The organism is Pseudomonas sp. P1_F1_2, assembly GCF_056405815.1.
This window is the reverse complement of the sequence record NZ_JBFUBK010000046.1, coordinates 14,326-36,787: the sequence shown is the minus strand read 5'-3', so window position 1 is coordinate 36,787 and position 22,462 is coordinate 14,326. Positions and strand designations below refer to the sequence as shown.

The following is a 22,462-nucleotide window of genomic DNA, read 5'->3' as shown; positions in this document are numbered from 1 at the left end:
CCTGCCAGCGAATGGCCGGCTCATTTGTTATTGACGAGAATTCTTTATTTTCTGGAAAAATGGACAACCAACTTGTCGCCAAAGGTTTGCAGCACCTGAACCAGCACCAGCAGCAGCAACACCGTCACAACCATCACGTCGGGCTGGAAACGCTGATAACCAAAACGGATCGCCAGGTCGCCCAGGCCACCAGCGCCGACTACACCGGCCATTGCCGTATAGGACACCAGCGTAATCGCTGTCACCGTAATCGCGGCGAAGATGCCGGGACGGGCTTCTGGCAGCAAGGCATTGGTGATGATCTGACGCGTCGTCGCGCCCATGGCCTGGGTGGCTTCGATGATGCCGCGATCCACTTCACGCAATGCGGTTTCCACCAGTCGCGCAAAGAACGGCGTGGCGCCCACCACCAGCGGTGGGATCGCACCCGCGACGCCCAGCGATGTGCCGGTGATCAACACGGTGAACGGGATCATCACGATCAGCAGAATGATGAAGGGCAGCGAACGCAGCACGTTCACCATCAGCGACAGTATCGCGTAGACGCCTTTGGCTTCCAGCAACTGGCGCGGGCTGCACAAGAACAGCAGCACGCCCAGCGGCAAGCCGAGCAATACAGTGAACAGTAAGGAACCGCCGAGCATCATCAACGTGTCGCCGGTGGCCAGCCAGATTTCGTACCAATCGATATTAACGAAGAAACTTGTCAGGACTTCCATCAGCGCAGCACCTCCATGTGAACGTCAGCCGCGGTGAAGCGGGCAAACGCCGCCTCCATGTCGCCACCGGTGACGGCCAGGGTCAGTTGCCCGTAGGGGATGTCTTTGATGCGGTCGATACGACCGGCCAGGATGCTGTAGTCCACACCCGTTTCGCGGGCGACGGTGCCCAGCAGTGGCGCGTAGGTCGCTTCGCCCTGGAAGGTCAGGCGTACGATGCGGCCCGGCACATGAGCGAAGTCGTCGCGCTGTTCGCTTTCGTCGATCTGCTCGTCTTCTTGCACAAAACGCTTGGTGGTCGGGTGCTTCGGATGCAGGAACACCTCGGCCACCGAACCTTGCTCGACGATCACACCGGCGTCCATCACCGCGACCTGGTCGCAGACTCGGCGAATCACGTCCATTTCGTGAGTGATCAACACGATGGTCAGCTTCAGCTCGCGGTTGATCTCGGCCAGCAAATGCAGGACCGACGCCGTGGTCTGTGGGTCCAGGGCGCTGGTGGCTTCATCGCACAGCAGGATTTTCGGCTTGGTCGCCAGGGCACGGGCAATGCCGACGCGCTGCTTCTGGCCACCGGACAACTGAGCCGGGTACTTTTTGGCGTGGTCGGACAAACCCACCCGCGCCAGCAATTCGGCCACCCGCAGGTCGATCTCACTGCGCGACAGTTCGCCGGCCAGGGTCAACGGCAACGCGACATTGTCGGCCACTGTCTTGGACGCCAGCAGGTTGAAGTGCTGGAAAATCATCCCGACTTGCTGACGGAAGCGTCGCAGGCTGTTGGCATCCAGCGCGGTGACTTCTTCGCCGTCGACGATGATCTTGCCGCCACTGGAGTTCTCCAGGCGATTGATCAGACGCAGCAGGGTACTTTTTCCCGCACCGGAATGACCGATCAGGCCGAAAACCTGACCGTTCTCAATCGTCAGACTGGTCGGATGCAGGGCGGGAATATCCTTACCGGCGACGCGGTAGGTTTTGTGGACGTTTTGAAACTCGATCACGTAGCGAACCTTGTGGGGCGCGTTAGAAAAAGGATCAGCGGTTAGYCGGGCGCGCATTTTAGCCTGTCCGTATAGAGGTTATTAGCATTTATTCCGCATTCATCCTTCGATTTGGCAATAACGCGATCAAAGGTCATAAAAAAGGAACGGCTAAAAACCTCATCAGTCACTAATAAGGCAACTCGAAAACGCCCCCGGTGCCGTGCCTGGGGAATGCACAGAGTCCTGGCTTCGGCGGGAATCGAACGAGGAGTTTAGCCTGATGAGCATCAAGAAGCCTGCAGCTAACAAAAGCGCAATGGCCGGTACCGATGCCCCGGACCGGGGCAACACCAATGCCAAGCTCGACAGCCTGGAAAAATTTCGCTCCGACGCCACCGACCAGGCCCTGCGCACCAATCAGGGCGTGAAGGTATCGGACAACCAGAACACCCTGAAAGCCGGCGCCCGCGGGCCTTCGCTGCTGGAAGACTTCATCATGCGTGAGAAAATCACGCACTTTGACCATGAACGCATTCCCGAACGCATCGTCCATGCTCGCGGAACCGGCGCTCATGGTTACTTCCAGGCATACGAAAACCATTCTGTGTTGACCAAGGCTGGTTTCCTGCAGGATCCGGGTAAGAAGACGCCAGTATTCACGCGTTTTTCCACGGTACAGGGGCCACGCGGGTCAGGCGATACCGTGCGGGATGTTCGAGGTTTCGCCGTGAAGTTCTTCACCGAAGAAGGCAACTTCGACCTGGTGGGCAACAACATGCCGGTGTTTTTCATACAGGACGCGATCAAGTTTCCTGACTTCGTGCATGCGGTAAAACCCGAGCCACACAACGAAATGCCTACGGGCGGCTCGGCACATGACACGTTCTGGGACTTCGTCTCCCTGGTGCCGGAGTCGGCGCACATGGTGATCTGGGCCATGTCCGACCGGGCGATCCCGAAAAGCCTGCGCAGCATGCAAGGCTTCGGTGTTCACACGTTCCGGATGATCAACGCCGAAGGCAAATCGCGCTTCGTCAAATTTCACTGGCGCCCCACCGCCGGCACCTGCTCGCTGGTGTGGGATGAGGCGCAAAAGCTTGCCGGCAAAGACACCGATTACCATCGTCGCGACCTCTGGGAAGCCATCGAGAGGGGCGATTACCCAGAGTGGGAATTGGGTGTGCAGATCATCGAAGAGGAAAACGAGCACAGTTTTGACTTCGACATTCTTGATCCGACCAAGCTGATTCCAGAGGAACTGGTGCCGATTACGCCGTTGGGCAAGATGGTACTCAACCGCAACCCGGACAACTTCTTCGCCGAGACCGAACAGGTCGCGTTCTGCCCGGGCCATATCGTGCCGGGGATCGATTTCTCCAACGATCCGCTGCTGCAAGGTCGACTGTTTTCCTACACCGACACGCAAATCAGCCGACTCGGCGGGCCGAACTTTCATGAGATCCCGATCAACCGGCCGGTGGCGCCGTTCCATAACGGTCAGCGCGATGCGATGCACCGCACCACCATCGACAAGGGCCGCGCAGCTTACGAACCGAACTCGATCGACGGTGGCTGGCCGAAAGAAACACCGCCCGCCGCGCAGGATGGCGGTTTCGAGAGCTATCCGGAGCGCATCGACGCCAACAAGATCCGTCAGCGCAGCGAGTCGTTCAGCGACCACTTCTCCCAGGCGCGCCTGTTCTTTCACAGCATGAGCAAGCACGAACAAGAACACATCATTGCGGCTTACAGCTTTGAACTCGGCAAGGTGGAGCGGGAGGTCATCCGGGCGCGGGAGGTGAATGAAATCCTGGCCAATATCGATCTGGAACTGGCCAGGCGAGTAGCCGCCAATCTAGGGCTGCCAGCGCCGAAGACCGGGACCGTCGACGTGCCGAAAATCACCCTGGAGCGCTCGCCGGCATTGAGCCAGGCCAACCTCCTGCCGGGGCATATAAAAACCCGGAAAGTGGCGATACTCGCAGCGAATGGTGTCGATGGTGCAGCCATTGAAGCGATGAAGAGGGCATTGAAAGCGGAAGGGGCGCACGCCAAATTGCTCGGCCCAAGCTCAGCCCCGGTGAGCACCGCCGATGGCAAAACGTTGCCGGTGGATGCTTCGATGGAAGGCTTGCCTTCAGTGGCGTTCGACGCAGTGTTCGTGCCCGGTGGCGCGGCGTCGATCAAGGCATTGAGCAGCGATGGCGTGGCGCTGCATTACCTGCTGGAGGCGTACAAGCACCTGAAGGCGATCGCTCTGCAAGGCGAGGCCAAACAGTTGCTGGATGTCTTGAAGCTGAAGGTTGATGCGGGGTTGGTCGTCGGGACGGACGCTAAGCTGATCAAGCCGTTTTTTGCGGCAATCGGGCAGCATCGGGTGTGGGATCGAGAGCCTAAGGCCAAGGGAATTCCGGCCTGAAGACTTGTGTTACAGGGAGGCTCGCTCCCACATAGATCAGCGATGATCATCCTGAGGGAGCGAGCCTGCTCGCGAAACCTCTAAGGTTTACGAGGGCTCAAGACCATTTGCGCCGGAATGTTACGCAGGATCTGTTTTTCCAGCTTCAAATCGAAGTCCGAATCCAGTTTCTTCACTCGTTTGGTCAGCAGTGTGGCCAGCCAGGGGTAATCATCGGTGCGCGGCGCCTGAATGCTCACATCGCATTGAAAATGCACCACATCGGCGGCAATAGCATCCAGTTGGCGACGTAACTGGCTCATATCGGAGATATTCAACGCAACCGTGGTGCTTTCAGCCGTCGGATCGATGACTTTGGCCTTTGGCTGGGATTCGGCAGCCTTGAGAGCCGCTTCGGCTTTATCCAGCTCAGCCTTGCGGGCCTGAGTGATTGCGCCGTTGACTCCACCGGTCAGCGCTGGCGCCTTGGGCATCAGGGCACGGGCACGGCTCAGAGCGGTGGCGGCGGCATTCACGTCGCCTTTTTGCAGCACGATCTGGCTGCGACGAAGATAAGCCTCGGCCAGTTGTCGCTGGTAGGGCTCAAGGGACGGATCGTTGGGCGATTCGGCTTGCAACGTCGCCAGCTGGTCTTCGGCGGTGGCCAATTCATCACTGGCGATGTTTTGTTCCAGCTGCGCGATGGCCGTAGCCCGCGCATCAGTGGCCCCTTGGGCCGCCGGTGGCGTGCTTTGGCAGGCACCCAGCAGCAAAGAAAATGCGACAAGGAGCAGATAACGGGAGGCGAACGACTTCATTCCTGCGACTCTCTATTTGCGCAAAAAACGAGCAAGTCTACACCCCTCGACGGGGCAGGACAAAACTCAGCAGAAACAGTGCGGCAGCCGTCACAACAATCGATGGGCCTGCCGGTGTGTCCTTGAACCACGACAGCGCCAGCCCGCCACAGACCGCGAGCATGCCCAGCAGGCTCGCGCCCAGTGCCATCTGCTCCGGCGACCGGGCGTGACGTTGTGCCGCAGCCGCCGGGATGATCAACAGCGACGTAATCAGCAAAACRCCGACGATTTTCATCGCCACCGCGATCACCACGGCGATCAGCAGCATCAGGGCCAATCGTAGCGAGGCCACTGGCAAACCTTCGACCTTGGCCAGTTCTTCATGCACCGTGATTGCCAGCAACGGCCGCCACAACGTCACCAACAGGGCCAACACGGCTGCGCTGCCGCCAAGGATCCAGGCCAGATCGGTCGGGCTGATCGCCAGCAAGTCGCCGAACAGATACGCCATCAGGTCGATCCGCACTTCGTGCATGAAGCTTAGTACCACCAGGCCCAAAGAGAGGGTGCTCGGTGCGAGTATTCCCAAAAGCGTGTCAGACGCCAGCGGCTGGCGTTGTTGCAACGTCACCAGCAACACCGCCAGTAGCAGACAGCCGACGGTGACCGCAACGGCCGGGCTGACATCCAGCAGAAAGCCCAGCGCTACGCCCAGCAGAGCGGCATGGGACAAGGTGTCGCCGAAATAGGCCATGCGCCGCCAGACCACGAACGAACCCAGCGGGCCCGCCACCAGTGCCAAGGCCAAACCTGCAAGCAGGGCGTAGAGCAGAAAATCAGCCATGCTTGCAGCTATCTCCATGAACGTGGGGTTGGGCTGCCGAAGCGGCGGTGACCACCGAACCATGCAGATCATGGGCGTGGTCGTGGTGGTGGTGATAAATCGCCAGGCTTTGTGCGTTCTTGCCGAACAGCTCGACGAACGCCGGATCACCACTGACTTGTTCAGGATGGCCGGAGCAGCAGACGTGGCGATTGAGGCAAACCACTTGGTCGGTGGTGCTCATTACCAGGTGCAAATCGTGGGAAACCATCAACACACCGCAGCCATGACGGTCGCGCAGTCGCGTGATCAGGCTATAGAGTTCGGCCTGGCCAGCGACGTCGACACCTTGCACCGGTTCGTCGAGCACCAGCAATTCCGGCTCGCGCAACAGGGCTCGGGCCAGCAGCACGCRCTGCATTTCACCGCCGGAAACGCTTTGCACCGGACTGTCGATGACCTGCTCGGCGCCGACTTCCTGCAGTGCCGCCAAGGCCATGACACGATCCACGCCCGGTACAAGGCGCAAGAAGCGCAGCACTGAAAGCGGCAGCGTCGGGTCGACATGAAGTTTTTGCGGCATGTAGCCAACGCGCAGTTTCGGCTTGCGCCAGACGCTGCCACTGTCCGGTTTCAACAGGCCGAGCACCGCGCGCACCAACGTAGTCTTGCCGGCACCGTTAGGGCCGATCAGGGTGACGATCTGCCCTGGCTCGACACTCAACTCGATGTTATCCAGCACAGGTTGCCCGGCAAACGTGACGGCAACTTGCTTAAGACGGATCAGCGCATTGCTCATCAAGCCCCCTGGCAGCCCGAGCAGAGGCCGACCACTTCTACGGTCTGGCCTTCGACAATAAATCCCACATCCTTGGCGCTACCAATGATGGCGTCACTGATGGACTGCTGTTCGAGTTCAATGGCGGCGTGGCATTCGCGGCAAATCAGGAACTGCCCTTGGTGAGCGTGCCCCGGATGATTGCAGCCGACGAAGGCGTTCAGCGAGGAAATGCGGTGTACGAGGCCGTTGTCCAGGAGAAAATCCAGCGCGCGATACACGGTCGGCGGCGCGGCACGACGGCCGTCCTGCTCACTGAGCACCGCGAGAATGTCGTACGCACCCAGCGGCTTGTGGCTTTGCCACACCAGTTCCAGCACCCGGCGGCGCAACGCGGTCAGGCGCAATCCCTGACGAGCGCACAAGGCATCGGCCTCAGACAATGCGCTATGCACGCAATGAGAGTGGTCGTGGGGACGGCTGGCAATCGGTGTTTTAGGCATGAGCGGCGACGAGTTTTGTGAGAGACGTTATTATGTTACCCGTTCTCGCCTCTTCGAGTGGTCATCGTGTCCCGACTTTTTTCTATCTTTGTCGCATTTGTCGCAAGTTTTTTGCTGATCGGTTCGGCGCACGCCGAGGTCAAAGTCCTCACCAGCATCAAACCCCTGCAGCTGATTGCCGCTGCGGTGCAGGATGGCGTGGCGATTCCGGAAGTGTTGCTACCGCCAGGGGCTTCGCCGCACAACTATGCCTTGCGTCCTTCCGACGTACGGAAGGTGCAATCGGTCGATCTGCTTTACTGGATCGGGCCGGACATGGAAGGCTTCCTGCCGCGCGTGCTTAACGGTCGTACGCTGCCGAGCGTCGCCGTGCAGGATTTGCCTGGGCTTAATCTTCGACATTTCGCCGAAGATAGCCAATCTCACGCCGAAGATGCCGACGAACATGACCACGATCACCGCCCAGGCACGCTGGATGCGCATTTGTGGTTATCACCGGTCAATGCTCGCGTGATCGCCACAAAAATGGCCGCCGACCTGAGTGCTGCCGATCCGGCCAATGCGGCGCGTTATCAAAGCAACCTGAAAGCGTTCGACGAGCGACTGGATGCGCTGGACCTGCGCTTGAAGGCGCGACTGGCGGGGATCGCGGGCAAGCCGTATTTCGTATTCCATGAAGCGTTCGACTACTTCGAAGACGCTTACGGCCTCAAGCACACTGGCGTATTCAGCGTCGCTGCCGAAGTACAGCCGGGCGCCCAGCACGTCGCGACAATGCGCGCGCGATTGCAGGAAGTCGGCAAGACTTGCGTGTTCAGTGAACCGCCGTTGCGTCCGCGCCTGGCGGAAACGTTGGTGGCCGGGTTGCCAGTGAAGCTGGCGGAACTGGATGCGCTGGGCGGATACACACCCGCGACTGCACAAGGATATGAGCAGGTGCTGGAGAAGTTGGGGAATGATTTGGCGGGGTGCCTGGAGTCGTTGTAACCCGGACATTTGTGTCGCCCCCATTCGCGAGCAAGCCCGCTCCCACATTGGATTCCTGTGCACACAAATTCTGTGGCTGGCGCAGTTCCAATGTGGGAGCGGGCTTGCTCGCGAAGCTTTTAAAGGGCGAAAGGAAGCGGTGTGCTGACTTTCTGCCGCTGCGCCAAGCGCAATTGAAACTCCATCGGATCGTGAATCAGCACGTCCTGCCCGGCGAAAGACTCTGCGGCAATCAACCGTGACAACCAGAACCGCACGCACGCCACGCGCAGCATCGTCGGCCACAACTCGGCCTCGGCCGCTGTAAACGGGCGCAACGCCGCATAAGCCCCCAGCAATGCCCTCGCCCTTGGCCCGTCGATCAAACCGCCCTCATTGGAACACCAGTCGTTCAAGGCAATCGCCACGTCGTAGAGCATCGGCCCGGAACAAGCGTTGTAGAAGTCGATCAACCCGGTCAGGTGCGTGCCTTCGAACATCGCGTTGTCGCGGAACAGGTCTGCATGGATATTGGCCCGCGGCAGCGCCAGAATTTTCTCTTTCTGCTGTGTGATTTCGTCCAGCGCCCGCTGCAGCAGTTCACGCTGTTCGGCATCCAGATGAGAGAGAAACTGCGTGCCCTCCTCTAGCATCCAGTCCAGGCCACGATCGGTTTTGCGCTTGATCATGTTGGCCTGGGTGGCCAGGTGCAGATGGCCGAGCAGTTCACCGACCTGCGCGCAATGTTGTGCGTTGGCTTGCTTGATGTGCTTGCCGGCCAGGCGCGGCTGCAGCAGCGCAGGCTTGCCAGCCAATTCACGCAAGGCAATGCCGTCGGTGGTACGCAGCGCGTAAGGCACCGGCAAATCAGCTTCATGCAGAACGTCGAGCAGTTCGATGAAAAACGGCATTTCATCAACCGGACCGCGCTCGACCAGGGTCAGGACGAACTCGCCCTGCTCCAGGCTGATAAAGAAATTGGTGTTTTCGCTACCGGCAGCAATCCCCTGGAAATCAAGCAGGCGGCCGAGGCCATAAGGGGCGAGAAAAGCTTCCAGCTCGGGCCGAGCCAGGGGGGTGAACACAGACATGTTTAAACTGCCAGTACGGGCGCCGCTCGTGAGCCAGCGCCGATTGAAATTAAGAAACTACTTCCACTCAAAGATTTTCCACGACGGAATCAGCATATCCGGCTGATCCGAGCGGATGAAGTTTGCATCTGTTCCATCGGCGCGTACCAGAAAATACGGCGGCGCGCCCTTCGGCGTGACCTTGATCGCGTACAGGAAACCGTTTTGACGGTACTCCTGGATGACCTTGTCCCCTTCCGTGTGGATGGTCACTTCCGGTTCCGGTGTCGGCGCATCGTCCGCCGCCATGACGGCTATCGGTGTGATTGCAAACAAGCCAGCCAGCAACAGGCGATTTAGTGTGCGCATGATAACCTTGTCCCTTTGTCGTCAACGGTCCCGCTATTCTAGCGCCGGACCCGCCGAAAAGGTTGATCCTGCTCATGAGCCAAGCCCCCCTCGTCCTGGTGGACGGTTCTTCTTACCTGTACCGCGCCTTTCACGCGCTGCCACCGCTGACCACGTCCAAAGGCCTGCCGACCGGAGCGGTCAAGGGCGTATTGAACATGCTCAAGAGCCTGCGCAAGCAATACCCGGACAGTCCGTTCGCCGTGGTGTTCGATGCCAAGGGTGGGACGTTTCGCGATGACATGTACGCCGAATACAAGGCTAATCGTCCAAGCATGCCCGACGACATGCGCGTGCAAATCGAGCCGCTGCACCAGAGCGTGATCGCCCTGGGCTTCCCACTGTTGTGCGTCGAAGGCGTCGAGGCCGATGACGTGATCGGCACCCTGGCGCGCAGCAGCGCAGCGGCCGATCGCCCGGTGATCATCTCCACCGGCGACAAGGACATGGCGCAACTGGTCGATGGCCACATTACCTTGGTCAATACCATGACCGGTAGCAGCATGGACGTGGAGGGCGTGAAGGAGAAATTCGGCGTCGCTCCCGAGCAGATCATCGATTACCTGGCATTGATGGGCGACTCTTCCGACAACATCCCGGGCGTTCCGGGTATTGGCCCGAAGACCGCTTCCGGCCTGTTGGTGGGCGTGAATGGCGGCCTGACCGAGCTGTATGCGCAGCTCGATATCGTCCCGACCCTACCGATTCGTGGGGCCAAAACCCTGCCGGCCAAGCTCGAAGAGCACAAGGAGATGGCGTTCCTCTCCTATCAACTGGCAACCATCAAGATCGACGTACCGCTGGACATCGGCCTTGATGACCTGCAAATGGGCAAACCGGATCACGACAAACTCGCCGAGCTCTACACCCTGCTGGAGTTCAAGAGCTGGTTCGAAGACAACCAGCGCGACGCCAAGCGTTCCGGGCAGGAAGTCACCGCTCCGGTGGCTGAAGAAGTTGCCGCCGAGACAGAACTCAAATACACGACGATCCTCACCCAGGCGGATTTCGACCTGTGGCTGAAAAAGCTCAACGACGCCAAGCTGATCGCCTTCGACACCGAAACCACCGGCATCGATGCGCAGCAGGCGCAACTGGTTGGCCTGTCGTTCGCTGTACAACCCAACGAAGCGGCCTACATTCCGTTGACCCATTCCTACATGGGTGTGCCGGATCAACTGGACCGCGACACCGTGCTTCGCGCGCTGAAACCGATTCTGGAAGACCCGAACAAGCTCAAGGTTGGCCAGCACGCCAAGTTCGACATGAACATCCTCGCCAACTGCGCCATCGGCGGCGATCAGGACTGCGGCATTACCGTGCGGGGCATCGCGTTCGACACCATGCTCGAATCCTACGTACTGGACTCCACGGCGACCCGTCACGACATGGACAGCCTGGCGCTCAAGTACCTGAATCACACCACCACCAGTTTTCAGGACATCGCCGGCAAAGGTGCCAAGCAGCTGACGTTTGACCAGATCTCTCTGGAACTGGCCGGCCCTTACGCCGCCGAAGACGCCGATGTGACGCTGCGCCTGCATCAAACCCTGCAAGAAAAACTCAATGCCATCCCGAGCCTGAGCAAAGTCCTGAGCGAAATCGAAATGCCGCTGGTGCCCGTGCTGGCACGGATCGAGCGCCAGGGCGCGCTGGTCGACGCCAACCTGCTGGGTATCCAGAGTGTTGAACTGGGCGAGAAAATGGTCGCTCTCGAGCGTGAGGCGTTTGCCATCGCCGGCGAGGAATTCAACCTCGGTTCACCGAAGCAATTGGGCGTGATCCTGTACGAAAAACTCGRCCTGCCGGTCTTCAGTAAAACGGCCAAGGGCCAGGCCTCCACCGCCGAAGCCGTATTGGCAGAACTGGCCGAGCAGGATTTCCCGCTGCCCAAAGTGCTGATGCAATACCGCTCGATGAGCAAGCTGAAAAGCACCTACACCGATCGTCTGCCGGAGCAGATCAACCCGCGCACAGGGCGGATTCACACCTCTTATCACCAGGCCGTGGCCGCGACCGGGCGCTTGTCGTCCAGCGATCCCAACCTGCAAAACATTCCGATCCGTACCGCCGAAGGGCGTCGAATTCGTCAGGCGTTTGTTGCACCAACCGGCTACAAGCTACTGGCGGCGGACTATTCGCAGATCGAACTGCGAATCATGGCCCACCTGGCCAAAGACGAAGGCCTGCTGCATGCCTTCCGCAATAATCTGGACGTGCACAAGGCCACCGCGGCCGAAGTCTTCGGCGTTGAACTGGCGGACGTGACTACTGATCAACGTCGCAGCGCCAAGGCGATCAACTTCGGCTTGATCTACGGCATGAGCGCGTTTGGCCTGGCCAAGCAGATCGGTGTAGATCGCAAACAGTCTCAGGCGTACATCGATCGCTACTTCGCCCGTTACCCAGGCGTGCTGCAATACATGGAACGCACTCGCGCCCAGGCGGCCGAGCAAGGTTTCGTGGAGACGATCTTCGGTCGTCGTCTGTACCTGCCGGAAATCAACGCGAAAAACCCGGCCCTGCGCAAAGGCGCCGAACGCACGGCGATCAATGCCCCGATGCAAGGCACGGCGGCCGACATCATCAAGAAAGCCATGGTAGCCGTGGACAACTGGCTGACCTCGTCAGGCCTCGACGCCAAAGTCATTTTGCAGGTGCACGATGAATTGGTGCTGGAGGTGCGTGAAGATCTGGTCGATCAGGTGCGTGAGGAAATTCGCATCCACATGAGCGACGCGGCGAAGCTGGATGTGCCGCTACTGGTAGAGGTTGGGGTCGGAAATAACTGGGATGAGGCTCACTGAGCCGTCTGAAAGGCGTTTTCTGCTGCGGCATAGCGCCGCGGCAGAAAAAGGCCAGGAGCCTTATTTCGAAAAATGCTGGGGTTTATTTCTAATGGGTTTGGAACTTCTTCGGAACTTATCCATCAACCACCACTCAGAGTAACTGAATGGCTGGTGAAGCCCTTCGATGCTCCTATGTTGTGTTAAGTGTTGGCAGATATCTGGACCCCGCCCTAGCGGTCCGGAACTTGGACCCCGGAACTTCCCCCTCCCCATAGAAGTCCGGGGTTTTTTTTGCCCTGAATTTGCTTAAAAGCCTTATTCAGCGGCCTCGGAACCCTTGTCCGCCAGCTCCATCCAGCCTGCCAATACAGTGTAGGCGTCTTCCAGGCCCAGACGTTTTGGCGCGGAAAAAAGCTGAATACTGACCGCATCCCCCCAGCCCTTACGAATATCTGCCTGCACTTTGAGCAGGACGTTTTTTGCCGCTCCGTAAGTCAGTTTGTCGGCTTTGGTCAGCAAAATGTGCATTGGCATACCGCTGGCGACGGCCCAATCGAGCATCAACAAGTCGAAGTCGGTCATTGGATGACGAATGTCCATCATCAAAATCAGACCTTTCAAACTCTCGCGCCCACCCAGATAGGCTTCCAGGTGACGCTGCCAGTGCAGCTTCAACGGGATAGGTACTTTTGCATAACCGTAACCCGGCAGGTCGACCAGACGACGATCATCGTCTAGCTTGAAGAAGTTCAAGAGCTGCGTGCGCCCCGGAGTTTTCGAGGTTCGCGCAAGACTGGCGTGCGTCAGCGTGTTCAACGCGCTGGACTTGCCGGCGTTGGAACGGCCCGCAAAGGCCACTTCAAAGCCTTCATCGTCCGGGCATTGATCGACTTTGGCAGCGCTGAGCATGAAGGTGGACTGTTGGCACAGGCCGAGGATGGGATTCTTGAGTTGCATGGGATTTCCGATGTGGGCGGCGCCGGGAATGGACGCGGCAAGCGGTGTCGTTTCCGTTTCAGTGACGCCAGTATATAATGCCGCAGATTTTGTGTGCGCTTTGTCCCAGCGAAGGATGAAGTTCACGAGAGCGATTGACCATGATTGCGCACTAGAACGTAGCACGCTCTCAACCCTGAAAAGGTCGTTTTATGACGAAATGGCTGCTAGCTGCCGGTGTCTTGATACCGCTTTACAGCGCTCAGGCTACACAGGATCCGGAAGCTGTGTACAACCGTGTTTGTGGTGCCTGTCATTCCGGCCAACTACCCATGGCGCCCCAAAAAGGCGATCAGGAAGCTTGGACGCCGAGGTTGGCGAAAGGTATGGAGACGCTGGTGCAACACGTGACCCAGGGTTTCAAGGCGATGCCGCCGCGTGGTTTGTGCATGGACTGCAGTGCCGAGGATTACCAGGCCATCATCCAGTGGATGAGCGAGTGATCCCGGTCCATAACTCTTTAACCCTTAGCCGTAGTTGGATTAGCTGATGAACAAACTGATCGTGAGTCTGCTGTTGACCGTGGGGATCTCTGGCATTGCCCATGCTGCAGATGGTGCAGTACAGCCCGGTGACGCAAAAGCCGGCCAGGCAAAAGCCGCCGTCTGTGGCGCCTGCCACGGCCCGGATGGCAACAGCATGGCGCCTAACTTTCCAAAACTGGCCGGGCAAGGTGAACGCTACCTGACCAAGCAACTGCACGACATCAAGTCGGGCAAGCGCACCGTTCTGGAAATGACCGGCCTGCTGACCAACCTGAGCGACCAGGACCTGGCCGATATCGCCGCCTACTTCGCCAGCCAGAAAGGCAGCGTTGGCGCCGCCGACCCGAAAGTCGTTTCTCGCGGTGAAGCCCTGTTCCGTGGCGGCGACCTGGCCAAGGGCATGCCATCCTGCACCGGTTGCCACTCGCCAAATGGCGCGGGTAACGCCGCTGCCGGCTTCCCGCACCTGGGCGGTCAGCACGCTCAATACGTCGCCAAGCAACTGACCGACTTCCGCAAGGAAGAAGGCGGACGCACCAACGATGGCGACACCAAGCCGATGCAGAGCATCTCCAAAAAGCTGAGCGACGAAGACATCGCGGCAGTGTCCAGTTACATTCAAGGCCTGCACTAAGGCCGGTTGATCGAGCGTTGCGAGCGATGGACACCTCCTGCAACGTTAACGCTCGATTAATCCGTCGATGCAAGCATAAAAAGGGTGGCTTTGGCCGCCCTTTTTTGTGGCCGCTGCCGTTACACTACAGAACTCACGCCCGCCATGACCTGTCTTAAAACAGGTCGCGCGAGGCGACTAAAATTGTCCAGGAGTAAAGCATGCGTAATCTGATCATCAGCGCCGCATTCGTCGCTGCCAGCCTGTTCGGCATGACTGCCCAAGCCGCCGAAGCCCCCGCCGCCCCTTACGTCGAACTGAGCAATCCGGTTCCGGTCGCCGTGCCTGGCAAGATCGAAGTCGTCGAGCTGTTCTGGTATGGCTGCCCGCACTGCTACGCTTTTGAGCCAGTGATCAATCCATGGGTCGAGAAGTTGCCTTCCGACGTCAACTTCGTCCGCATTCCGGCCATGTTCGGCGGTCCGTGGAACGCACACGGCCAGATGTTCCTGACCCTTGAAGCCATGGGCGTCGAAAACAAGGTTCACGCTGCGGTGTTCAACGCAATTCAGAAAGAACACAAGAAGCTGGTCGACAAGAATGAAATGGCAGACTTCCTGGCCACTCAGGGCGTAGACAAGGACAAGTTCCTGGCCACCTTCGACTCCTTCGCCATCAAGGGCCAGATCGTCAAGGCCACTGACCTGGCCAAAAAGTACGAAATCTCCGGCGTTCCGACCATGATAGTCAACGGCAAGTATCGCTTCGACGTGGGCTCTGCCGGCGGTGCCGAGCAAGCCCTGCAACTGGCCGACAAACTGATCGACAAAGAGCGAGCGGCTAACAAGGCTGCCGCCAACTAAGGGCTGCCTCTGCCATGCGCCGATGGGGTACTGAACGCATCGTTGGCCTGCATGATCCACGGGTCAACGAACATCATCTGGAGTCGACGGGCTTGCCCGCAGACAGTCGTCTGCGCTTGCTCAGTTTTAATATCCAGGTCGGCATCAGTACCGAGCGGTACCGGCATTATCTGACCCGGGGTTGGCAACACGTGTTGCCGCATACCGGGCGTGCCGACAATCTGCAAAAAATCGGCAACCTGCTGGGCGACTTCGATCTGGTCGCCTTGCAGGAAGCCGATGGCGGCAGTCTGCGCTCAGGCTACGTCAATCAAGTCGAACACCTGGCCCAACTCGGCGCCTTTCCTTACTGGTATCAACAACTCAACCGCAATCTCKGACGCCTCGGCCAGCACAGCAATGGCGTGCTCAGCCGCCTGCGCCCATGGGTGATCGAGGACCATCCGCTGCCGGGGCCCAAGGGTCGCGGGGCGATTCTGGTACGTTTCGGCGAAGGTCCGGAAGCGCTGGTGGTGGTCATGATGCACCTTGCGCTCGGTGCCCGCGCCCGCAGCATGCAACTGGCCTATATCCGCGAGTTGATTGGCGGCTATAAACACCAGGTGCTGATGGGCGACATGAACACCCATGCCAGCGACTTGCTGCAAAACTCCCCGTTGCGCGACCTCGGCCTGCTCGCGCCGCAACTGGAAGCGACCTTCCCCAGCTGGCGCCCACAGCGCTGCCTGGACCATATTCTGCTAAGCCCCACGCTGACCCTTGAAAAGGTCGAGGTCTTGGCACAGCCCATTTCCGATCACCTGCCGGTCGCGGTAGAAATTCGTCTGCCGGGTTCGCTCACGGCCGATGCATTGCCCGCGTTGAGTCCTGCCCTTCGCGGATCCCATGAATGAGCGACGAAACACAGCGCTGGAAAGAGAAATACCTTAAAAACATCGAACAACAGGAAAAGCTCGAACGTCGCTGGGACGCCCGGCTCGACCTGTTGCGCCGTGGGCTGGTGCGTAGCACGCTGGCGGCAGAAGGTACGGACCGTGCCGTCGACCAATGCATGAAGGAAATGCGCGAAGTCGTGCGTACCGATGACATGGACGCCGGTTTGGCCGCCCTGCTGCCGCGCCTGGAAAAAGCCGTACTCGATTCCGAGCAGCGCCGGGCAACCCGGGTCAATCAAACCAGCGCCGCACTGACCGCGCTGGTCACGCAGCTGCAATCATTGCCGCTGCCCCGGGAAGTGAGTCGACCGCTCAAGAGCTTTGCCAAAAGGCTCGATGGAAGAGTCAGTCAGGCCCGTGAGATTCCGTTACTGCTCAGTGAACTGAGCGGCCTGCAAGGCAAAGCCTTGAACCAATTGGAGAACCCTGCCGAGCCTGAACGCCCCGGTTTTCTGCAGCGACTGTTCGGCGGTCGCGAAGCGGATGAGGACATTCCGCGAGTGGTTGCTCAAGCCGTGCACACACCGGCTGCGCAGCCTGTGGAAAYGGCTACCGAAATTGCGCCCGTCGTTCCCACACCCAACGAGGACACGCGATCAACCCAGCAGCCGGCAATACATGCTCCTCTCCCCGACGCGGCTGCACCTGAGCCACTGGAAATTGAAGCATCACCGGTAGTCACTGCTGAAGTGGTGGCGTTTGTCCCGCCCGTCCTTCACCCAGGCACCCCATGCGCGTCCGCTTCAGAACCACACACGCCGTCAGACATTGAAGTCCTGGAAGTGCCCGCCCTTCCCGTCCTTGCACCAGCCACTTCGGCAATCAATCCTGACGAGTTGATCCATACGGAACACACTGAACCAGAGCACTTCCTCTACGCCTTGCCCGACTCACCAGAGCCGTCCTATAGCTCCGTCGCCAAGCACATCGAAGACACGCTGCTGGGTCTTCTCGAGGACCTGACGTTACCTGAACGCCACCGCCCACAAGCTGAAGCGATGCGCGATCGCCTTCAAAACGGTTTGAACTGGTACGAATTGATCCCGATCCTCGACGATTTGGCGACCTTGATGCTGGCGATCAACGACAGCGGTCAACACGAATTCGAAGTCTATTTACAGCAACTCAATGAACGCCTGGAGTCCTTCCAGAGTAACTTGCAGGCCGCTAGCGAAGGACACGCGGACAGCCGTTCAGCGGCGCGCCAGATGGATTCGCAAATCCGCGAACAGGTCGATGGCCTGCAAAGCAGCATGCACGAAGCGGCGGACCTGGACGATCTCAAGCAGGTACTGGAGAGTCACCTTGAAGGCCTGCTCGGCACCATGGACCATCACCAGAAACAACGCGACGAGCGTGAGCAGGAGGTTGCGGCCCGGTTACACAGCCTGGCCGAACGGGTGGCGCACATGGAACAGGAAGCGCTGGGTTACCGTGAACACCTTGAAGAACAGCGCCAGAAGGCCTTGATCGACCCGCTCACTGGCCYGCCCAATCGCGCCGCCTGGAGCGAACGCCTGGAGCACGAAATCGGCCAGTGGCAGCGGCACGGCAATACCTTGCTGCTGGCCATGCTTGATCTCGATCATTTCAAAAGCATCAACGACAACTATGGCCATCTGGCCGGCGACAAGGTGCTGAAAATCATCGCCAACGTGCTGCGCAAGCGACTGCGCGGGACTGATTTCATCGCACGGTTTGGCGGCGAGGAGTTCGTTCTCATGATGCCCGGCACGGTGCCAGCAGTCGGTGCAAAACTGTTGGAAACCTTGCGCGCCGCGATCGAAGCCTGCCCTTTCCACTTCAAAGGTGAGCGAGTCACCATCACTATTTCGATGGGGCTTACAGCATTCAAACCCGGCGAACATAGCGATATGGCGCTGAAAAGAGCCGATCAGGCGCTGTATCGTGCGAAAAACGCCGGGCGCAATCGTGTGGAGGCCGGCTAACGGCCAATTGTTCCATTTTGTTTAAAACCGAGCATTTGCCGTCGGCACACAAGGCAGTACGTTACACTGTTGCATTACTGTCTTGTGTGTACTGTCTCTTGCCATGAAATATCTAGCTCTCATTGTGTCGTTGCTGTTGGCCGGTTGCGCCAGCGGTCCCCGGATCGACACCAGCCATCCTTCGGCCAATTACGACAGCCGTATCCAGTTCGTGGTGGTGCATTACACCAACGCCTCGCTAGAGCGCTCACTGCAGTTGCTGACCCATGGTGAAGTCAGCAGTCATTACCTGATTGGCGACGACAAGGGCGCCACCATCTATAAGCTGATGGATGAAAATTATCGCGCCTGGCATGCGGGTGAAAGCGAATGGCAAGGCCGGACGTGGCTGAACTCCAGCTCCATCGGCATCGAGATCGTCAACCCTGGCTTCAAAGACACTCCCACCGGGCGCCAGTGGTACCCCTACAGCGAAGATCAAGTGCAATCGTTGATCGTCCTGCTCAAGGACATCAGCAAGCGTTACCACATCAATCCCCGCGCCATCATCGGCCACAGCGACATTGCGCCGGGGCGCAAGCTCGATCCCGGTCCGCTGTTCCCCTGGAAACGCCTGGCCGCCGAAGGCCTTGGTATCTGGCCAAACCAACAGGCCGTTGCGCGCCAGCAAGTACGGTTTGCCGCACAACTGCCGAGCATCAGCTGGTTTCAGGGGCAACTGGCAACGCTGGGATATGCCACGCCACAAACCGGTGAGCTGGACGTAGCGACGCGTCAGGTACTGGCGGCTTTTCAGATGCATTTCCGCCCCTCCCGTTTCGATGGCACCCCGGACGCTGAAACCGCGGCGCTCCTGCAAGTCTTGAATCAGACAAAATAATGGCACCCGTCCGACGGTAAGAGCTTTTTCCCCATCAGCAGCTATAACTCATTGGTAATTCTTCGGATATCTATGATGGCTGTAGCTCGAGAGACACTCCGTAGCTGGTTCTATCGCCCCTGGTTTTTGGCGATGCTAGCTGCTGTCCTGAGTGCAGCTATTTTGATGGCCGGCAGCCTGTTCGTGGCGATGCATCAAGTCGAACAGAGCGAAAGCGAGGAAATGAATGCTCAGGGCGAACGCTTCCTCGCCCGCCTGGAACAGCTGTTCGGGCAGCTGCGCGAAAGCCTCGACGACCTGGAAGCCCAGCCGCTGAGAGGCTGCGATGATGAAATGATCGCGACCTTGCAACAGGTCAGTTTCAATTACCGCTTTGTCTACGAAGCGGCCTACATCGATGCGTCACGCCTGTGCTCCAACCGTCCTCGCCAGGAAGGCCTTTCGCGCCTGCGACCTCCCGATATCAGAGGCCCCACCTACAGCTACTGGCTGAATACCACGACAGAGCCCGATGAAAACCGGGCCGCGCTGATGCTTGGCAGGGGCAATTTCCGGGTGGCGACGTCTCGCGGGCATTTGACGGACATGGTCGACTTGTCGCCCGGTAGCAGTTTGCTGGTGGTGCTGGACCACGGTACTCGCGCCATTCCCGTCCTGGGTGCCGCCCAGGTCTGGCCGCCGACGGAATCCTGGACCCCCAAAAGCCGCGACGCACTGCAAGTCACGCAAACTCGTTTGATTTACCGCATGCCGACCGACAATCCGGAATACCAATTGGTCCTGATCACACCGCGCACCGGCATGCACGTGCCGGCGGTGTGGTGGTGGCTTCTTCCTGCCAGTCTCGTGTTGGGCATTATTGTCGGTTTTCTGGTGTTTCTACTGGTGCGTCAGCGCCAGTCGCTGGACGCCGAGCTACACGGAGCCATACGGCGGGGCGAGCTGCAGGTGTTGTACCAACCGATCTTCGATCTCGACAGCCGCAATTGTGTCGGTGCCGAAGCGTTGCTGCGCTGGCGAAGGCCCGACGGCTCACTGACCAGCCCCGATCTGTTTATTCCGATGGCGGAAAACACTGGCCAGATCCGGCAGATGACCGATTTCGTCCTGCAGCGCCTGCTCGAGCAACTGGGTCAATTGCTACGCGCCAACCCGCAGTTGTACATCTCGGTTAACCTGGCGGCATGCGATGTGATGGTGCCACGTATCGGCCAGGTGATGGCCCGCCTGCTGTCGCTACACCGCGTCGCTGCCAAACAGATTGCCTTCGAGGTGACCGAACGGGGTTTGATTGACGTGGTGGTGGCCAGGGAAAACCTGCAAGCGTTGCGCGATGTCGGGCATCAAGTGYTGATTGATGACTTTGGCACCGGCTATTGCAGCCTCGCGTACCTGCAAACCCTGCCGGTGGACTGCCTGAAGATCGACAAGGCGTTTATCGACGCCCTGGGCCATGACGCCGCCAGCAGCGGCGTGGCACCGCATATCATTCACATGGCACAAGCGCTGCAACTCAGGGTGATCGCCGAAGGCATCGAGCATGAAGCCCAGGCGGCGTTTCTAAGCAGCGAAGGGGTGAAATTCGGTCAGGGCTGGCTATTCGCTCATGCCTTGAGCGCCGTGCAGTTCATTGAACTGATCACCCGTGGGCGCCGAATGTCGGGCCGACGCATGAACGACGAACCGTGAAAACAACTTACACCGCCAGCGCCATGTAGAACTGAGTGCCCTGCCCCGGCCGTGAATAGACGCCCATCCGCCCACCATGCAACTGCACGATTTCCTTGCACAGTGCCAAACCCAACCCGGCCCCGCCCTTCTTGCGGCCGACCTGGACAAAGGGCTCGAAAATCCGCCCTTGCTGGCCATAGGCGATTCCTTCGCCGTTGTCCTCGACACTGATAATCACCCGCTCGCCGTGGCGCCGGGCCTGCAACCGAATCAGCCCTTCCCGTGCGGTATGGCGCAAAGCATTGTCGATCAAGTTGTCGAGCACCCGATCCAATTGCGGTTGATCGGCCTGCAGTCGGGGCAGCGGCCCCTGTACTTCAACCCGCAATTCAATCCCCTGCTCTGCTGCGGCTTCGGCAAAACGCGCCTGAGCCTGCGACAGTAGATCCTCGATGGAACATGGTGCCAAAGTCAGTTTCTGCAATCCGTTCTGGTAGCGAGAGAAATTCAGCAGGTCGTTGATCAATTGCATCAAGCGCTGCATTTCTTCATTCACGGTATCCAGCAAGTCGGCTTCGCGCGAATCCTGCGCAAATTTCGCCCGCTCGCGAAACAGACCAAAGGCCATGTGCATGCCGGTGACCGGCGTTCGCAACTCATGGGACGCACGCAGGACAAACTCGCTGCGCACCCGTTCAAACGCACGCTGTTCGGTCACGTCATGCAACACCATCACCGCACCAAGGATGTGACCTTGGGTATGGCTGACCGGCGTCAGGCTGTAGGTCAGCAACCTCGACTCGCCATCGACCTCGATGCTCAAGTCTTCCGGTGCACGCTCCAGCGTTCCACCTCGCAGCACCAGTTGCAGCTGTTCATCCAGCTCGGGACGTTCGAGGGCTGCGCCCAGCCCTTGGCCGAGACGATCGGTTTCCCAACCCAACTGGCGCTGAGCCACCGGATTGAGGTGTTCAAGATGACCTTCGCGATCGATCATCAACAAGCCATCGTCGATGCTGTCGAGTACAGCTTGCAGGCGTTGTTGACCGGCGAGCAACTCGTCGACGTTGGTGGCCTGGTGTTCACGCAATGCCTCGGCCATGATCCCGAAACGCTTGGTCAGCAGATTCATTTCCACGGCGGATGAAATCGGCAGGGTCACCTCGAAATTGCCCCTGCCAATATTATCGGCGGCCTGGGCCAAGGCTTCGATCGGAGTCCCGAATCGCCGTGCAATCCCATGGGCTGTCACGAACCCGATGATCAACACGGCCAATCCCACCAACCCGAGAAGCCCGGCGATCAGCAGCGCGCGCTCCCGGGACTGGCGCTCGGTGTCATTGATGTTATCCAGTGCGCGTTTGTGTTCAGTGAGCAGACCATTGCGCAGGGTGTTGAATTTTTCCGTCAGGACGTCATTGCCATTCAATACCTTGGTGGGATCCGTGACGTGGTCGTAGGCCTGAATAAAACTGAGATAGTCATCCTTGGCCTGCCTGAACCCGTACTCACTACCATTACCGGATTGCTCGAGCGCGATACCTTCCTCGAGCAATTCCATATAGTGCTTTCTGGCCGCCTCGAATTTTTCGGCATCAGGCTTCTCGCTGACCATGACCATCAATTGATCGCCCAAGGCCTGGCGTAGTTTGAGTCCCAGGTCCAGGGTGACGAAGTTGTCGCGAACAAGCACTTCCTGAGAGCCGGCCATCTGCATCACGCTGACCAGTCCGAGCAACAGCCCCAGCAGCGCCACGGTGATCAGTGCAGAAATACTCAAAAACAGCCGAGTACGCAGCTTCATCGCCAGTCTCATCGGTCAGCAGC

At 59.0% G+C, this 22,462-nt stretch carries 20 protein-coding genes; 10 read left to right on the top strand and 10 right to left on the bottom strand.

Features of this window, described 5'->3' with window-relative positions:
* Nucleotides 1-44: 44 nt before the first annotated feature.
* Together AC1D2P_RS15595 and AC1D2P_RS15590 are read right to left on the bottom strand one after the other, a co-directional pair.
* Complete coding sequence (locus tag AC1D2P_RS15595) at nt 45-719, bottom strand: methionine ABC transporter permease (RefSeq protein ID WP_046031065.1); 675 nt, start codon at nt 717-719, stop codon at nt 45-47.
* Nucleotides 719-1,726 (bottom strand): methionine ABC transporter ATP-binding protein, encoded by a 1,008-nt coding sequence (locus AC1D2P_RS15590; RefSeq protein ID WP_109786897.1) that lies wholly within the window; start codon nt 1,724-1,726, stop codon nt 719-721. The genes AC1D2P_RS15595 and AC1D2P_RS15590 overlap by 1 nt, the downstream gene beginning before the upstream one ends.
* 262 nt (nt 1,727-1,988) lie before the next feature.
* On the opposite strand from AC1D2P_RS15590, the gene katE reads away from it, so the two are divergent.
* The gene (gene katE / locus AC1D2P_RS15585) at nt 1,989-4,127 is read left to right on the top strand and encodes a catalase HPII (protein ID WP_109786896.1); all 2,139 of its coding nucleotides are present in this window, start codon (nt 1,989-1,991) and stop codon (nt 4,125-4,127) included.
* Between the two features lie 80 nt (nt 4,128-4,207).
* On the opposite strand, the gene AC1D2P_RS15580 is transcribed toward katE, so the two are convergent.
* Genes AC1D2P_RS15580 through zur form a run of 4 tightly spaced genes read right to left on the bottom strand, consistent with a single transcriptional unit; the run spans nt 4,208 to nt 7,010 of the window.
* Nucleotides 4,208-4,924 (bottom strand): PA5502 family lipoprotein, encoded by a 717-nt coding sequence (locus tag AC1D2P_RS15580; protein ID WP_109786895.1) that lies wholly within the window; start codon nt 4,922-4,924, stop codon nt 4,208-4,210.
* A gap of 37 nt (nt 4,925-4,961) precedes the next feature.
* Complete coding sequence (gene znuB / locus AC1D2P_RS15575; protein WP_046031061.1) at nt 4,962-5,750, bottom strand: zinc ABC transporter permease subunit ZnuB; 789 nt, start codon at nt 5,748-5,750, stop codon at nt 4,962-4,964.
* Nucleotides 5,743-6,528, bottom strand: a complete 786-nt coding sequence (znuC, locus tag AC1D2P_RS15570) for a zinc ABC transporter ATP-binding protein ZnuC (protein WP_477811497.1) — start codon at nt 6,526-6,528, stop codon at nt 5,743-5,745. Before znuC ends, znuB begins: the two co-directional genes overlap by 8 nt.
* Nucleotides 6,528-7,010 carry a zinc uptake transcriptional repressor Zur gene (gene zur / locus AC1D2P_RS15565; protein ID WP_046031059.1) on the bottom strand — a complete coding sequence of 161 codons (483 nt, stop codon included), beginning with the start codon at nt 7,008-7,010 and terminating at the stop codon, nt 6,528-6,530. The genes znuC and zur overlap by 1 nt, the downstream gene beginning before the upstream one ends.
* A 66-nt stretch (nt 7,011-7,076) precedes the next feature.
* On the opposite strand from zur, the gene AC1D2P_RS15560 reads away from it, so the two are divergent.
* Complete coding sequence (locus AC1D2P_RS15560; protein ID WP_109786893.1) at nt 7,077-7,997, top strand: zinc ABC transporter substrate-binding protein; 921 nt, start codon at nt 7,077-7,079, stop codon at nt 7,995-7,997.
* 119 nt (nt 7,998-8,116) lie between these two features.
* Here AC1D2P_RS15560 and AC1D2P_RS15555 read toward each other — a convergent pair whose 3' ends face one another.
* Nucleotides 8,117-9,067 (bottom strand): homoserine kinase, encoded by a 951-nt coding sequence (locus tag AC1D2P_RS15555; RefSeq protein WP_046031058.1) that lies wholly within the window; start codon nt 9,065-9,067, stop codon nt 8,117-8,119.
* Between the two features lie 57 nt (nt 9,068-9,124).
* Complete coding sequence (locus tag AC1D2P_RS15550; RefSeq protein WP_046031057.1) at nt 9,125-9,415, bottom strand: DUF2782 domain-containing protein; 291 nt, start codon at nt 9,413-9,415, stop codon at nt 9,125-9,127.
* Between the two features lie 74 nt (nt 9,416-9,489).
* Here AC1D2P_RS15550 and polA point away from each other — a divergent pair, with 74 nt between their 5' ends.
* Nucleotides 9,490-12,261 carry a DNA polymerase I gene (gene polA / locus AC1D2P_RS15545; protein ID WP_477811496.1) on the top strand — a complete coding sequence of 924 codons (2,772 nt, stop codon included), beginning with the start codon at nt 9,490-9,492 and terminating at the stop codon, nt 12,259-12,261.
* 297 nt (nt 12,262-12,558) lie between these two features.
* Here polA and yihA read toward each other — a convergent pair whose 3' ends face one another.
* Nucleotides 12,559-13,200: a ribosome biogenesis GTP-binding protein YihA/YsxC gene (yihA, locus tag AC1D2P_RS15540; protein ID WP_033049579.1), complete on the bottom strand. Its 642-nt coding sequence runs from the start codon at nt 13,198-13,200 to the stop codon at nt 12,559-12,561.
* A 191-nt stretch (nt 13,201-13,391) separates the two neighbouring features.
* Between yihA and AC1D2P_RS15535 the strand changes: the two genes are divergently transcribed.
* From AC1D2P_RS15535 to AC1D2P_RS15505, 7 genes are all read left to right on the top strand, one after another.
* The gene (locus AC1D2P_RS15535) at nt 13,392-13,682 is read left to right on the top strand and encodes a c-type cytochrome (RefSeq protein ID WP_046031055.1); all 291 of its coding nucleotides are present in this window, start codon (nt 13,392-13,394) and stop codon (nt 13,680-13,682) included.
* 46 nt (nt 13,683-13,728) lie between these two features.
* Nucleotides 13,729-14,358 carry a c-type cytochrome gene (locus AC1D2P_RS15530; protein WP_109786891.1) on the top strand — a complete coding sequence of 210 codons (630 nt, stop codon included), beginning with the start codon at nt 13,729-13,731 and terminating at the stop codon, nt 14,356-14,358.
* Nucleotides 14,359-14,558: 200 nt separating this feature from the next.
* A complete protein-coding gene (locus AC1D2P_RS15525) occupies nt 14,559-15,200 on the top strand; it encodes a thiol:disulfide interchange protein DsbA/DsbL (RefSeq protein WP_109786890.1) in 642 nt (213 codons plus the stop codon).
* 14 nt (nt 15,201-15,214) lie between these two features.
* Entirely contained in the window at nt 15,215-16,093 is an 879-nt protein-coding gene (locus AC1D2P_RS15520) for an endonuclease/exonuclease/phosphatase family protein (RefSeq protein ID WP_477811495.1), read from the top strand.
* The gene (locus AC1D2P_RS15515) at nt 16,090-18,084 is read left to right on the top strand and encodes a GGDEF domain-containing protein (RefSeq protein WP_477811494.1); all 1,995 of its coding nucleotides are present in this window, start codon (nt 16,090-16,092) and stop codon (nt 18,082-18,084) included. The genes AC1D2P_RS15520 and AC1D2P_RS15515 overlap by 4 nt, the downstream gene beginning before the upstream one ends.
* A gap of 103 nt (nt 18,085-18,187) precedes the next feature.
* Nucleotides 18,188-18,964, top strand: coding sequence for an N-acetylmuramoyl-L-alanine amidase (locus AC1D2P_RS15510; RefSeq protein WP_046031050.1), 777 nt, complete (start codon nt 18,188-18,190; stop codon nt 18,962-18,964).
* Nucleotides 18,965-19,039: 75 nt separating this feature from the next.
* Nucleotides 19,040-20,653 (top strand): EAL domain-containing protein, encoded by a 1,614-nt coding sequence (locus AC1D2P_RS15505; RefSeq protein WP_109786888.1) that lies wholly within the window; start codon nt 19,040-19,042, stop codon nt 20,651-20,653.
* A 7-nt stretch (nt 20,654-20,660) separates the two neighbouring features.
* On the opposite strand, the gene AC1D2P_RS15500 is transcribed toward AC1D2P_RS15505, so the two are convergent.
* Entirely contained in the window at nt 20,661-22,451 is a 1,791-nt protein-coding gene (locus AC1D2P_RS15500) for an ATP-binding protein (RefSeq protein ID WP_046031048.1), read from the bottom strand.
* Nucleotides 22,452-22,462 lie beyond the last annotated feature (11 nt).

Bases quoted from the DNA above. Each gene is read 5' to 3' on its own strand.
- AC1D2P_RS15595 (WP_046031065.1), bottom strand. From the start codon at position 719: ATGGAAGTCCTGACAAGTTTCTTCGTTAATATCGATTGGTACGAAATC.
- katE (WP_109786896.1), top strand. From the start codon at position 1,989: ATGAGCATCAAGAAGCCTGCAGCTAACAAAAGCGCAATGGCCGGTACC.
- AC1D2P_RS15580 (WP_109786895.1), bottom strand. From the start codon at position 4,924: ATGAAGTCGTTCGCCTCCCGTTATCTGCTCCTTGTCGCATTTTCTTTG.
- zur (WP_046031059.1), bottom strand. From the start codon at position 7,010: ATGCCTAAAACACCGATTGCCAGCCGTCCCCACGACCACTCTCATTGC.
- AC1D2P_RS15555 (WP_046031058.1), bottom strand. From the start codon at position 9,067: ATGTCTGTGTTCACCCCCCTGGCTCGGCCCGAGCTGGAAGCTTTTCTC.
- AC1D2P_RS15550 (WP_046031057.1), bottom strand. From the start codon at position 9,415: ATGCGCACACTAAATCGCCTGTTGCTGGCTGGCTTGTTTGCAATCACA.
- yihA (WP_033049579.1), bottom strand. From the start codon at position 13,200: ATGCAACTCAAGAATCCCATCCTCGGCCTGTGCCAACAGTCCACCTTC.
- AC1D2P_RS15535 (WP_046031055.1), top strand. From the start codon at position 13,392: ATGACGAAATGGCTGCTAGCTGCCGGTGTCTTGATACCGCTTTACAGC.
- AC1D2P_RS15530 (WP_109786891.1), top strand. From the start codon at position 13,729: ATGAACAAACTGATCGTGAGTCTGCTGTTGACCGTGGGGATCTCTGGC.
- AC1D2P_RS15525 (WP_109786890.1), top strand. From the start codon at position 14,559: ATGCGTAATCTGATCATCAGCGCCGCATTCGTCGCTGCCAGCCTGTTC.
- AC1D2P_RS15510 (WP_046031050.1), top strand. From the start codon at position 18,188: ATGAAATATCTAGCTCTCATTGTGTCGTTGCTGTTGGCCGGTTGCGCC.
- AC1D2P_RS15500 (WP_046031048.1), bottom strand. From the start codon at position 22,451: ATGAGACTGGCGATGAAGCTGCGTACTCGGCTGTTTTTGAGTATTTCT.